Source organism: Pseudomonas sp. SDO55104_S430 (assembly GCF_054070595.1).
Window position 1 is genome coordinate 22,924 of the sequence record NZ_JBSVXG010000042.1, and the last position, 12,444, is coordinate 35,367.

Genomic DNA, 12,444 nt, shown 5'->3' on the forward strand with positions numbered 1-12,444 from the left:
AGAATGGTGCCCCTTTGGTGGCGGCACCTAGATTCCAACGGGTCATGTCGGGAGGCAATTCAATCAGGTTTCATCCTGTGGAACAGGGTCTGAGGGCCGCGAGATAGGCACTTGCAATGGGGGCAGGTAATGCGGCACATGCTCGGTTAACGAGGATTTCCGAGGCGAATATAAGTGTTTCAGGCGAAGCAGATGTAGCCTGAACTGACGCCTTCGCAGGCAAGCCTTGCTCCTACAGTTGGGGTGTCACATTGCCGTAGGAGCGAGGCTTGCCCGCGAAGAGGCCGGCACATTCAGCATCAAGCCTGCGTCCGGCTGTGAAGCAGTCGCAAATCCCGCGAATCGGATTTATCTGACAGACCGCTCTGTTTTTGAGGGGGCATGCGCTCCGGTGACAGTTTTTACCAAGCAGTTTGATAGAGTCCGGCCTCTACCGAAATTGCTGACAAGGAGTCACACATGCCAAAACCAGCCGCGCGTGTAACCGACCCGACCCATTGTCCAATACATGCTGATGCCGAAAATGCTATTGCTTCCGGATCTCCGGACGTGTTCATCGACGGGCTCCCTGCTGCCCGAGAAGGTGACACCTGTACCTGTGGTAGTACTTTGATCTCCGGAGTGTCCTCTACGGTATTGATAAATGGAAAAAAAGCGGCACTGAGCGGTACTGCCGGGACTCACTGAAGCGTGGTGATTGGCGGCTCCGGTACGGTTATTATCGGCGACTCACACACTCCTGCCGCAATCCTGCCTTCCTCGCCCCTCCCGACTCAGAAAGTCTACGGACAATCATTCAGCATCACTGATAGCGAAACAGGACTTCCATTGCCTTTTCGCGGCTATGTCGCAATTGTCGATGGTGTTGAGAGTAACGGTGTAACAGATGCCCACGGCATGGTTCATCTCAAGACCCTGAATCCAGAAGCCAAAATTTCGCTTCACATCAAGTTCGTTGCTCCCGCCCGCACACTTCACGAACTGTCGGAGGAAAGCTGATGGCCTCTTCAGTCAGGACCCTCTCCGATGCAAGAGAAATCAAGTCGGGCGAATTCATATACCCTGTTCCGATTACTGTGAACGACCGGGCAGCCACACGTGAAGCGATCATCAAAAAAGCTCGATTGCTGGATGCGACGTTTGTCGAACGCTCCTTCTGGAGTGCGCTGAAAGGTAAAGCTGACATGGTCATGGACTGGGACTACAGCATGATTGCCTTGCACCATGCGGGACGAAGTCATGGCTGCGCACCGGGTGCAGCACAAATGCTGGACATTCAGAAAGGCCACTTGAGCCAGAAGTACGACGATATCGGCTATCACTACGGGATCGATTGCACCGGGCAGATTTTTGAAGGCCGCGACATCCGGCTTCAGGGTTCAAGTGTTTTGAAGTTCAACAAGGGCTTGATAGGTATCGTCCTGCTGGAAAATCTTACGACTCCAGAAGAAGGCGGTGATTGGATCGCCAAAGGGCGAGTAGCCCTCGACAGTATTGGCTACAACACCACAAACATTATCCCCTCAGCTCAGATTACCGCCTTGATGCATCTGATCAATGCACTCAAGAGCGTATTCGTCATCAAGCACTTTGGTGGGCACCGCGAATTTCCGGGTCAGGCTTCCGAGGGAAAGGTTTTTTCCGGCAACGTCGGAATGGAACTGGTGAGGCATCTCAGAAGCAAGACACAACTGCTGCCCCCACCGGCGCCGCGAGAGTGAAAACGTTACTGGCAGGTGTTCTTTTGGCAGTGCTGGCCATTCTCAATATCGGCTACTACCAAGCCCTTGAAGACGGTGACATTGAAACCGTCCTCTTCATAAAGAAACACCCGTCCCTGCAAATCAAGTTCTACAACATCCACGCTAATGACGGCGATATCAGGCCAGTCGAACGACTATCAGGCGAGGAGAGAATGTGGATCATTGATTACTGCAGGCACAGGCTTGGTATCGATACTGAGCTCAAAACGCAGGATGATGTTGAAATGTGCAGGAGAAAGTAAAACTGCGGCTTTGAGGAAAAGGGGCTTTGGCCCTATTCCGTTTTTCGCGACCTCCAAAATCAAAGAAATACGGGGTGCCGTTCGTCGGCCCCGGCGCACGATCAATTATTGGGCCAGTCGATGAATTAGCCAAAATCGAGGTCTCTATGCGCCCCCTTACTTCAGATATGCCAAATGGCCGCGAGCTCATTGACGAACTCGACTTAGCTACCGCGAGGATGATGGCCCTTTCCGTTGACCGCATCGGTACGGCTGAGTGGAAGGAAGCCTCCCTGAGACAGCAATACGCATTCAACAAATGGCGTGAATATCTTCATCAATTGGCTGATGACCGGGTTCTGGCCGAAACCACGGATGTAGTGGTCCCGCTGACTGAGATTGTCATCCCGGTCAATTGCTCCGATAAGGCCCAAAGTCTTTCTGCGTACTCATGATCAACGGCCCAAGGGGCCACACCCTTTCGCCCCACATCGGAATCGTTGACAGAGGTGATATTGCAGTCCTCGCAATAGACACCGCCCAACCCGGCAAGTGTGGGACTGGTCGCGCACCACAGGCTTGTCGCAGCACCTTGCTCGACGGTCTTCAGACCGGCTTGCGGATTCAGACGCTGGCGTCCGTGCTCATCCAGCACGTCGAACGCGGCGATTTCGGCACTGCTCAGATGGCGCGCGAGATTGGTGAGGATCTGGCCAGGATGGACCGAGAAAGCCCGCACACCCCGATCACGTCCGCGCCGGTCGAGCGCCAGCGCAAACAAGGCGTTGGCAGTTTTGGACTGACCATACGCCACCCATTTGTCATACGGGCGGCGCGTGAAATCGATGTCGTCGAAATCCACGCCCGCGATCTGATGTCCTCGCGACGATACCGACACCACGCGCGCCGCGCCTGCAGCTATCAGGGCCGGCCATAGCCCGCATGTCAGGCGGAAGTGACCGAGATGATTGGTTGCGAACTGACTCTCACGTCCATCGTCGTCCCGCATCAAGGGCGAAGCCATGACCCCGGCGCAATTGATCAGCATCGCGACAGGCCGCCCACTGTCGAGCACACGTCGACTGAAGGCAGCAACCGATGCAGCCTGCATCAGATCCATCTGCAGCACTTCGACCCGCTCGACGCCGGCCAGTGTAGTCAGCGCCTGACACGGATCTCGCGCAGGAACGATAACCTGCGCGCCCGCGGCAGCCAGACTTTGGGTGGTGATCAGTCCTATGCCCGAGTGACCGCCGGTAACAATGGCGATCCGGCCTGTCAGGTCAACACCTGCCATGACCTGGGCCGCAGTGCTGGCGGCGTCGAACTCGGACTGTATGGGTTTTTGAAGCGTCATCATCGGAATCCCCTGGCATATATCGAAGTGCACGATTCTTTATTAAGCTCGCTGGACGAACCATCCTCTGAAAACCGGTTTTCTATCGTGATCATCCAGAATGCAGTGTCTGATCCCCTGTCCGAAGTCCTTGCGCTGACAGGACTGCGTGCCGCCTGTTCCGTGCGATTGCAGGCAGGAGGCACATGGGCCCTGAGATTCCGGCCCATCGAATTGAAATTCAACGTCGTGCGACGGGGCGAGTGCTGGCTTCGCGTGGCCGGGATGCAGCCAGCTCAGCTGACGGCGGGCGACTGTTTCGTGATCGCGCGTACCCCGTTCATTCTTTCCAGCGGGCCGGATGAGGAAGCCGTGGATGCTTCGCAAGTGTTCTCCCATGCGGGGGCATCGGCGACATTCGGCATGGGTGAAGAGGTCGAGTTATTGGGCGGCAGCGTTTCCCTGGAGGGACCTGCCGCGGTGGAGCTGCTCGAGACGTTGCCGGCTGCACTGATCATCCCTGGAGCGTCAGGAGGCGCATCTTCGTTCAACTGGCTGCTCGATGAGCTGGACCGTGAATGGCAGTCGAATCAACCCGGTGCGCACACGATGTGCAACGATCTGCTCCGGTTGGTCTTCGTTCACGCGCTGCGCCATCACATCACCACGGCTGACGCAAACGATCTGAGTTGGCTGGGTGGACTACGCGACCCCGTCATCGCAAAGGTACTGCGCGCCATTCACGGTGCACCTGAAAAAACGCTGAGACTGGCTGAAATGGCGAGTATCGCCTGCATGTCGCGCTCCGGTTTCACGGCACTTTTCAAGGCACGTGTGGGGCAGGCACCTGTCGAATATGCCACGCGCTGGCGCATGCAGGTCGCGGCTTCGCGGTTGCGCAACGGTGCAGACAACGTCACTACCGTCGCCGCGTCACTGGGCTACCTTTCGGACGCTGCATTTGGCGCCGCATTCCGACGCGTTCACGGCCAGTCGCCCGGGCACTATCGACGGGAAGCGAGTGCGAGAGCGCCTCAAGAATGAAACGCCGCCTTCTGGAATTCCCATGGAACGTTGCCAACACGATTTGAAAGAAGATGCCAGGGCGTAACACCCTGGCAGAACACAGAGATCACTTTTTCTTCTTCGCAGGCTTGTCAGTCTTATCTGACTTCTTCGCCTTGTCCGGCTTGCTATCAGCTTTCTTCGCGGATTTCTTCGGTGCGGCATCTTTCTTCTTGTCTTTCTTGTCGGAAGACTTCGAAAGCGCCAAGGCCGCAGCTGATTTCTTTGCCGATGATGACTTTTTGTCTTTCAAATCCTTGCTGGCTTTTGAAGACTCACTTTTGCTTTTCTTCTCGTCCTTCGCCATGTTGACCACCTCTCGGAGAATGCGTGTATTGGCAAATGGCCTGTGGGATTCGCCACAGGCTAGTCATTAGGCGAGCGGGTCCGGAGGCGGTTCAAAATATTTATGCTTCAAACTGAACCCGGGAGATGCAAGCGGCAGCGCGAATCGCTGAAGCCAGGACGCGTCCGATTCCCCGGACGCGCCGTTCCTCACTCCGCCAGGGTCGCGTTGTCGATGACGAAGCGGTATTTGACGTCACCCTTGAGCATCCGCTCGAAGGCTTCGTTGATGTGTTCTGCGCGTATCAGTTCGATGTCCGAAACGATGCCATGTTCGGCGCAGAAATCGAGCATCTCCTGGGTTTCCGGGATGCCACCAATCATCGAGCCGGCGAGCGTGCGTCGTTTCATGATCAGGTTGAACACGTTGGGCGCTGCGTGCGGCGTGGCCGGTGCGCCGACCAATGTCATGGCGCCGTCGCGTTTGAGCAGGACCAGAAAGGCGTCCAGGTCGTGGGGCGCGGCGACTGTGTTGATGATCAGATCGAAGCTCTTCAGGTGCGCAGCCATCTGCTGTGCATCGCTGGACACCACCACTTCATCGGCGCCCAAGGTCCTTGCGGCCTCACGCTTGGACTCCGAAGTGGTAAAGGCCACCACGTGGGCGCCCAGCGCATGGGCGAGTTTGATGCCCATGTGACCCAGACCACCGATGCCGACCACGCCCACTTTCTTGCCGGGTCCCGCGTTCCAGTGCCGCAATGGCGACCAGGTGGTGATACCCGCGCACAGCAGTGGCGCAACGGCAGCCAGTTGGTCCTCGGGATGGCGAATACGCAGCGCGAAGCGCTGGTTCACCACGATCGATTGCGAATAACCACCCAGCGTCCAGCCCGGGGCATCCGGGGTCGGAAAGTTGTAGGTGCCGATCATGCCGTCGCAATAATTTTCCAGCCCCGCATCGCATTCCTCGCAATGCTTGCAGCTGTCGACGATGCAACCGACGCCGACCAGATCACCCGGCGAAAAACCGGTGACTTGCGAGCCAACGGCTGTAACACGACCAACGATCTCGTGGCCCGGCACACAGGGATACTGGGTGCCTTCCCACTCGGAGCGAACCTGATGCAGGTCCGAGTGACAGATACCGCAATAAGCGATCTCGATCTGTACATCTTCCGCGCCGGGCGAGCGACGAGTGATGCGCAGGGGTTCAAGTGGTTTTTCGGCCGCGTGGGCGCCATAAGCGAAAACTTGCATGGATATTCTCCTGTGACAGTTCAATACATTGTCCCGATCCGTTCGCTTCTGCCGTAGCTCAATCCGGTCGAATACTTGCCTGATCCTGTGGAGATGCAAGGGGATGGAAAGAAAAAGCCTCATCGGCGGGCTAGACTTCGATCGGCTGATACAGCGAGTAGGTCCTCGTCCCGGCTGTAGCAAAGCACTGGCCGCATTCGAGGAGCTTTGTTCATTCAAGGCCACGACCGGAACATGATTCGGTCCAGGCCTTCCTTCATTCAGGAGAAGCGAACATGGGTTTTGTGACGACGCGGGACGGTGTTGAGATCTTTTATAAAGACTGGGGACCACGTGATGCCAAGGTCATCTGGTTCCATCACGGATGGCCACTGAGCGCCGACGATTGGGACGCGCAGATGCTGTTTTTCCTGGCCAACGGTTACAGGGTCATCGCACACGACCGACGGGGCCATGGGCGCTCGAGTCAGGTCTGGGACGGCCACGATATGGATCACTACGCCGACGACGTTGCGGCCGTGGTGGATCACCTCGGCGTACAAGGCGCGGTACATGTCGGGCACTCCACCGGCGGCGGCGAAGTGATTCATTACATCGTGCGCCACGGTGAAAACCGCGTCTCCAAAGCCGCCATCATCAGCGCCGTGCCACCCTTGATGGTCCAGACTCCGAACAACCCCGGAGGCCTGCCAAAATCGGTTTTCGACGACCTGCAAGCGCAACTGAAGGCCAATCGCGCGCAGTTCTACCACGACGTTCCTGCCGGACCTTTCTACGGTTACAACCGCCCTGGTGCGAAACCGTCTGAAGGCATCATCCGCAACTGGTGGCGGCAAGGCATGATGGGTTGTGCGATAGCGCACTATGACGGGATCGTGGCCTTCTCTCAGACCGACTTCACCGAAGATTTGAAGCGCATCAAAGTTCCCGTTCTGGTGCTGCATGGGGATGACGACCAGATCGTGCCTTATGAGAATTCGGGAGTTCTGTCGGCGAAGCTGTTGCAAAACAGTACGCTGAAGATCTATCCGGGCTTTCCGCACGGAATGCCGACAACCCATGCGGATACGATCAATGCTGATTTGCTCGCGTTCATTCGCAGTTGAATGATCGGGGCGGGAGAACATCCCGCCCCTTTCAGCGTTGGCTAGCTGGGCAATTTCAGGTGCAGCAAAGGAAACGGTCGGCCCTCGCCATCCAGCGGAGAACGACCTGTTTGAACAAACCCGTAATGCAGGTAAAAACCTACCGCTTCGGGATTCTGCTCATTTACGTCAACGCTGATCTCATTGCGAGAACGGCGAGCGTGATCCAGCAATGCGCGCCCAATACCCTTCCCTCGTAAATCCGGCTCGATGAAGAGCATCTCCACGTGGTTTTCGTTGAGCCCGATGAAACCCAGCGGGCGGTCCTGCGCATCGACTGCAACCCATAACTCGACAGCGGGCAGGTAGATGTCTCGCAGCTGCGGAAGTAACGCAGCGATATCGGATTCTTGCAGGAAATGGTGAGTGGCGCGAACGGAGCGCAGCCAAATGTCGAGCAGTAGCGGATGGTCGGCGTTGGTAGCCTGACGAATGATCATGGAATCATCCTTTTGTACTTGATATTGGAAATGAGGCACGCCAGTGAATGGCGACCGTATAAGCGTCGGCAACGTGTATGACCGCTTCGCGAGTTAACGCCTGGGCGGTTCACGGCAGAGGTGGCCGCAAAGGAAGGAGGCGGAACGATACTGATGGGTTTTCGATATGTCTATACCAATTGACGGATCTACGTTCAGCGCACCGCCTGTAGGAGCTGCCGCAGGCTGCGATCTTTTCGCAACGCTCGACACAAAGGAATCCATCACAGATCATCAAATGCCCCTTCAAGGATGCCCAGGGACGTATGCCATGGATCGCCTTCCGACACTCTTCACCGATCGTCTTGTACTCACGCCCCTCCAACTGGAGGATGCCCCCATCATCCAGGACTTGTTCCCCCAATGGGAGGTAGTTCGCTACCTGGATAGTCGCGTCCCATGGCCGTATCCAGAAGACGGAGCGCTGGTCTATGTGCGGGACATCGCCCTGCCTGCGATGGCAGCCGGTCGTGAATGGCATTGGATGATCCGCATGCGCAACGATGCCGAGTGCACCCTCGGTAGCATCAGTTTGTTTGAACAGCCTGGGAACAACAGAGGCTTCTGGCTTGCGCCGCAGTGGTGGGGAAAAGGCTATATGCGTGAAGCATGTCGGATCATCAACGCGTATTGGTTCGAGACATTGTCGCGTCCGGTCATGCAGGTTCCCAAAGCGGTTGCCAACCATGCGTCCCGCAGGGTCTCAGAGCATGAGGGCATGCGTCTGGTGGGTGTGCGAGAAGGTAATTTTGTCTGCGGGTTGATGCGCGTCGAGGTTTGGGAGATGACGCGTACGGAGTGGATTGGCAGATCTATGGCTGGCCATTAGTTTTATTGGCTCGGTCATTGGCCGCTATGTAGAAAAATGAAAAAGGAGACAAATTTACTTTGTAGAAAACAAATCTGTCCCCTTTCCGATGGTCCCCTTCTCCGCAAATTACGGCATGGAAATACTGTAACCCGCGAGTTTGGCCCTCTCCTTTTCTTTCACGTACTTCTTGTTGGCCATCTGCGAGAACTTCATGAAGTCGGCCTTGGCGTCGTCCCTGTCTCCCAAATGGTCGTACGCGATACCGCGTGCGTAGTAAGCCCAGGCATAGTCCGGCTGGCGCTGAAGGCCGGTGCTGAATGCTTCAGCGGCCTCTCGGTACTGACCCAGGTCCGTCAACGCGAGTCCCAGATGATAGTAGGTTGGCATATGGAAGCCGGAGCCCTTCCCAGCTTCTCCCATCCCGTTGTCAAGGTTGTACTGCACGAGTTCAAGGGCTTTTTTCGGGTTGCCAGCGTCGCGATACATGGCACTCAAGTCCAGGTTGTCACGCGGATCAGGCTTGACCGCCAGCTGCATGGATTTTTCCTTGGCGGCCACGGCTTCCGGAAAGTGTTTGAGGTTGCTGAAAGCATCGGCCTGCACAGCGTAAATCGAACTCTGCAGCGATGCGGGAAGCGTATTTTTCTGCAGGCAAAGATCACCTTCCTGCAGCACCAGAGGATAGTTTTCGGCTTTGGAAGCCTTGAACTGATTTACGCAGTGGGCAAGGTTGGCTTTTTGCGGGTTCTGCATCCCTGCACAACCTGTAAGGATGACAGAGGAGGCAAACAGTACGGGCCAGCGAAAATTCATGATGAGCATCCTTGTCAGTCGAGCAGATGAGCGTTGAGGTCAGGACGATAAACCTGCAAAAGAGGAGCAGTCACGGTGCCTTGTAGCGAGCAAAACACGGTGGTGTGTCCCGCAAGTGGCGTTGTCGTGCCGCCCTCCTCGACGATCAGCACGCGGTCTACGAAACCAAACGGCGTGGCGACGCCGGGACCGGTGAGATTCTCGGTGCGCCATTGGCCGATCGGGTCACCAACGCGGCGAATTTCGGCGCGGCTAATAGCGTTGCCCTGACTGAAAAAGCGTGCGCTATCGACGAACAGCGGTTTGAGTTTTGCCGCCACTTCTTGCGGCAAGCCATCGGCTACGAAACCCCAGAAGAGAAAATTGCCGACGTCTTTGATGGTTTGGGCCTGGTTGTAATAGCCGACCATACGCACGCCGTTAACGATCAGGGGCGTTTCGAACTGTTGGTAAGTGCCACCTTCCTGCAGCGGACTCATGACGGTCGGTGCCTTGACCGAGCCATAATCACTCAAGCGCAGGGTCCCTGCCGGCAGACGTGCGTCGCGCAGGCTTTCGAAAAATTGCGCGTCGCAACGAGAGAACTCAGTCAGAAGTTGTTCGGGTGTGTTGATGGCTTGGGGTTGAGCCTGTACAGCGCTGGCGGCTGTGATGGCGAGCAAAGTAATACTGGAAAAAACTGAGCGGAGCATTTACGTCATCCATGAGGAGGGAACGAAGGATTTCGGCTTATCAGTCGCAATCTTTAATAAAGAAGGGCTTGCGAGAGAAGGCCTGAGTGCTGGCAAAAGGGGCACAGATTGATTTTCTGGACAATGAATCTGTCCCCTTTTAACGCCCGGAGCCGATCTTTCTCATTACCGCGGAACAACAATCACCATCGGCGTGGGTGCCGCTGGAGGCATCATCATTCCCTCGCTTTTAACCACCGTCACACCGTGCTTCTTGATGGACTCAAAGACCTTTTGCGTCGCTGCCGAGTCGTTATAGCCACCGTCATCTATGACTACGGTCAGCGCGCTTTGACGGCGCGGCTCGATGAGTTGTACCTGATTGGTCCGGAAGTACGAGTCCATGGCAACCTTGTCCAGGGACGACAGATCAACTCGTAGAATTTCCGTGTACTTCAACGCCGATGCATTCCAGCCATAGACATTGATCTGTTCCTGAGTCAGGGCAAAAACACAGAAGTGGTAACCACCGATAGTGGAGCCTGGAGTGGAAACGATTAACGTGCAGCGGCCATGCTGCATGATCGATCCTTTGATATCTGGAAAGTCCTTCACGATCTCAGTCGGAAATTGCACTCGGTCGTAGTAGACCGTTGCCCTGTCTAACGGGGTCGTGTTGCAGCCGGACAGAGTGACGGCTAACCCGACGGTCAAACTGGCAAGAAAATTACGCACGGACTACTCCTGTGAGGTTGGTGGTGGGAAGGCGTGAGCCAAAGATCACCAAAACAACAGGATAAAGGCGAAACGCCACCACCGAAATCAGGCCATACGGATATTCGCTGTTTCAGGTCATAGCCCCCGAGAATCGTACAAATCCAGTGGCTCTCGTCAGGGCTGTTTTTGAACGTCCACTCACTGCCAAAACCGGAAATTTAGACTGTTCCCCCCTGAAACGGGCTGACACCTGCCTCACCCAACCACCGGCGCATGCTCAGCCATCAACTCCATTACCCAATCGATAAACACCCGCACCTTCGCACTGACATGTCGATTCGGCGGAAACGCCAGATACATCGGCATCGGCACCATCTCCCAGTCCTCAAACACCGGCAGCAACTCGCCGCTGAGCAGGTGCGGTTTGGCCATGTACTGCGGTAGCCAGAGCATGCCCAGGCCAGCCAGGCCGGCGGCAAGGTAGGCATTGCCGTCGTCGACCGTCAGTTGCGGGCGGCCGTGGGCCTCGATGCGCTCCTCACCTCGCTGCATCGTGTAGGGCAAGGTTTTGCCGGTACGAAACCAGAGGAAGCCGACGGTGTTGTGCCGGCCCTCCTCCAGTTCACGGGGATGCGCCGGCGTACCGAAGCGCTGCAAATAGCCGGGCGCGGCATAGATGCCGAGTTTCAGATCGCCCACATGCCTGGCCACCAGGGATTGATCGGTGATCTCGCCGCCACGCAGCACGCAGTCGACGTTTTCACCAATGATGTCGACGATGCGATCGCTCACGCCCAGGTTCAGCTGAATTTCCGGATAACGTGCAAAGAGCCCCGGCAAGGCCGGAATCAGCAGCATGCGCGCAAATGGGCTGGGGACATCCACCCGCAGCCGCCCGCGGGGTGTCAGCGACGCGCTGGACAAGCTGGTCTCGGCGTCGTCCATGTCGACCAGTAGCCGCACGACGCGTTCGTAGTAGGCCGCGCCGTCGGCGGTGACATTGACCTTGCGTGTGGTGCGGTTGAGCAGGCGCACGCGCAATCTGGCTTCCAGTTGCTGGACGAGCTGCGTCACGGTGGTCTTGCTCATGTGCAGGGTGGCTGCCGCTTTGGTGAAGCTGCCCGTTTCCACCACCCGGGCAAACGCCTGCATTGCATCGAAACGGTCCATTTCACGCCTCTCTCGGGTCTGGATTGTTTGGATTGTACAAACAGTCATGACCAGAGGTGCCTGTTTATTGAGGTCGGCGGCCTTTTTTATAGTGGCTTCACCGTAAACACCGGGCCGCGATGGCCCCGAAAGAGGTATGCCATGACCAGCAAACGTGATGTCGTTTTCCCGCCTGACCGCCATGCTTTGTACGGGCTGCACCGCTACTCGCCGGCGATTCGCTCCAACGGTTTTCTGTTCGTATCCGGACAGGTCGGCAGCCGCAAGGATGGCTCGGCCGAGCCGGACCTCGCGGCACAGGTTCGCTTGGCCTTTGCGAACCTCAACGCGATTTTGGCCGAGGCCGGCGGTAGTTTCGAGGATGTGGTCGACACGACGATCTTCATGGTCGACCCCGACTCGAAGTTCGAAACCATCTGGGAAGTGGCGGCCGAGTATTGGGGCGAAGCGCCCTATCCGACGGTGACTGCGATCGGCGTGACCTGGCTGTCGGGCTTCGATTTCGAGATCAAGGTGATCGCCAAACTACCGGGCCTATAGGTGCGAAGCTTGCTCGCGAAAGCGGTTCATCGGCCGCCATCGATGTTGACTGGCAGACCGTCTTCGCGGGCAAGCCTCGCTCCTACAGGGCAGGTGTTGAATCATGACCAATGTGGGAGCGGGCTTGCTCGCGAAGGCGTCGTGTCAGCCGACATCGTTGTCAGCTGA

General features: G+C 56.8%; 14 protein-coding genes and 1 pseudogene. 7 read left to right on the forward strand and 8 right to left on the reverse strand.

Annotated features, from left to right (window positions below; translation table 11 throughout):
* The first annotated feature begins 459 nt into the window (after positions 1 to 459).
* The 3 genes and pseudogenes from ACW9JE_RS10465 to ACW9JE_RS10475 all read left to right on the forward strand — a co-directional run bounded on the left by ACW9JE_RS10465 (position 460) and on the right by ACW9JE_RS10475 (position 2,005).
* Positions 460 to 999, forward strand: a pseudogene (locus ACW9JE_RS10465) (PAAR domain-containing protein).
* Positions 999 to 1,721, forward strand: coding sequence for an N-acetylmuramoyl-L-alanine amidase (locus ACW9JE_RS10470; RefSeq protein ID WP_457432693.1), 723 nt, complete (start codon positions 999 to 1,001; stop codon positions 1,719 to 1,721). Before ACW9JE_RS10465 ends, ACW9JE_RS10470 begins: the two are co-directional and overlap by 1 nt.
* The gene (locus ACW9JE_RS10475; protein ID WP_224533139.1) at positions 1,718 to 2,005 is read left to right on the forward strand and encodes a hypothetical protein; all 288 of its coding nucleotides are present in this window, start codon (positions 1,718 to 1,720) and stop codon (positions 2,003 to 2,005) included. Before ACW9JE_RS10470 ends, ACW9JE_RS10475 begins: the two co-directional genes overlap by 4 nt.
* A 316-nt stretch (positions 2,006 to 2,321) precedes the next feature.
* Here ACW9JE_RS10475 and ACW9JE_RS10480 read toward each other — a convergent pair whose 3' ends face one another.
* Positions 2,322 to 3,344 (reverse strand): oxidoreductase, encoded by a 1,023-nt coding sequence (locus tag ACW9JE_RS10480; RefSeq protein ID WP_457432694.1) that lies wholly within the window; start codon positions 3,342 to 3,344, stop codon positions 2,322 to 2,324.
* On the opposite strand from ACW9JE_RS10480, the gene ACW9JE_RS10485 reads away from it, so the two are divergent.
* Positions 3,330 to 4,364, forward strand: coding sequence for an AraC family transcriptional regulator (locus ACW9JE_RS10485; RefSeq protein WP_457432695.1), 1,035 nt, complete (start codon positions 3,330 to 3,332; stop codon positions 4,362 to 4,364). The genes ACW9JE_RS10480 and ACW9JE_RS10485 overlap by 15 nt on opposite strands.
* Positions 4,365 to 4,452: 88 nt before the next feature.
* Here the strand turns inward: ACW9JE_RS10485 and ACW9JE_RS10490 are convergent, their stop codons facing one another.
* Both ACW9JE_RS10490 and ACW9JE_RS10495 read right to left on the reverse strand, forming a co-directional pair.
* Entirely contained in the window at positions 4,453 to 4,692 is a 240-nt protein-coding gene (locus ACW9JE_RS10490) for a hypothetical protein (RefSeq protein WP_224533142.1), read from the reverse strand.
* Between the two features lie 188 nt (positions 4,693 to 4,880).
* A complete protein-coding gene (locus ACW9JE_RS10495; protein WP_457432696.1) occupies positions 4,881 to 5,930 on the reverse strand; it encodes an NAD(P)-dependent alcohol dehydrogenase in 1,050 nt (349 codons plus the stop codon).
* Between the two features lie 275 nt (positions 5,931 to 6,205).
* On the opposite strand from ACW9JE_RS10495, the gene ACW9JE_RS10500 reads away from it, so the two are divergent.
* The gene (locus ACW9JE_RS10500) at positions 6,206 to 7,036 is read left to right on the forward strand and encodes an alpha/beta fold hydrolase (RefSeq protein ID WP_457432697.1); all 831 of its coding nucleotides are present in this window, start codon (positions 6,206 to 6,208) and stop codon (positions 7,034 to 7,036) included.
* A 41-nt stretch (positions 7,037 to 7,077) separates the two neighbouring features.
* On the opposite strand, the gene ACW9JE_RS10505 is transcribed toward ACW9JE_RS10500, so the two are convergent.
* Positions 7,078 to 7,515 (reverse strand): acetyltransferase, encoded by a 438-nt coding sequence (locus ACW9JE_RS10505; RefSeq protein WP_457432698.1) that lies wholly within the window; start codon positions 7,513 to 7,515, stop codon positions 7,078 to 7,080.
* Positions 7,516 to 7,825: 310 nt separating this feature from the next.
* On the opposite strand from ACW9JE_RS10505, the gene ACW9JE_RS10510 reads away from it, so the two are divergent.
* The gene (locus tag ACW9JE_RS10510) at positions 7,826 to 8,383 is read left to right on the forward strand and encodes a GNAT family N-acetyltransferase (RefSeq protein WP_224533145.1); all 558 of its coding nucleotides are present in this window, start codon (positions 7,826 to 7,828) and stop codon (positions 8,381 to 8,383) included.
* Between the two features lie 108 nt (positions 8,384 to 8,491).
* On the opposite strand, the gene ACW9JE_RS10515 is transcribed toward ACW9JE_RS10510, so the two are convergent.
* The 4 genes from ACW9JE_RS10515 to ACW9JE_RS10530 form a co-directional block, all read right to left on the reverse strand.
* On the reverse strand, positions 8,492 to 9,178 hold the full coding sequence (locus tag ACW9JE_RS10515; RefSeq protein ID WP_224533146.1) for a tetratricopeptide repeat protein: 687 nt from the start codon (positions 9,176 to 9,178) through the stop codon (positions 8,492 to 8,494).
* A 14-nt stretch (positions 9,179 to 9,192) separates the two neighbouring features.
* The gene (locus tag ACW9JE_RS10520) at positions 9,193 to 9,840 is read right to left on the reverse strand and encodes a hypothetical protein (RefSeq protein WP_457432699.1); all 648 of its coding nucleotides are present in this window, start codon (positions 9,838 to 9,840) and stop codon (positions 9,193 to 9,195) included.
* Positions 9,841 to 10,035: 195 nt separating this feature from the next.
* Positions 10,036 to 10,584: a hypothetical protein gene (locus tag ACW9JE_RS10525; RefSeq protein ID WP_224533148.1), complete on the reverse strand. Its 549-nt coding sequence runs from the start codon at positions 10,582 to 10,584 to the stop codon at positions 10,036 to 10,038.
* A gap of 237 nt (positions 10,585 to 10,821) precedes the next feature.
* A complete protein-coding gene (locus tag ACW9JE_RS10530; protein ID WP_457432700.1) occupies positions 10,822 to 11,736 on the reverse strand; it encodes a LysR substrate-binding domain-containing protein in 915 nt (304 codons plus the stop codon).
* Positions 11,737 to 11,877: 141 nt separating this feature from the next.
* On the opposite strand from ACW9JE_RS10530, the gene ACW9JE_RS10535 reads away from it, so the two are divergent.
* Positions 11,878 to 12,276 carry a RidA family protein gene (locus ACW9JE_RS10535; protein ID WP_457432701.1) on the forward strand — a complete coding sequence of 133 codons (399 nt, stop codon included), beginning with the start codon at positions 11,878 to 11,880 and terminating at the stop codon, positions 12,274 to 12,276.
* Positions 12,277 to 12,444: the final 168 nt, after the last annotated feature.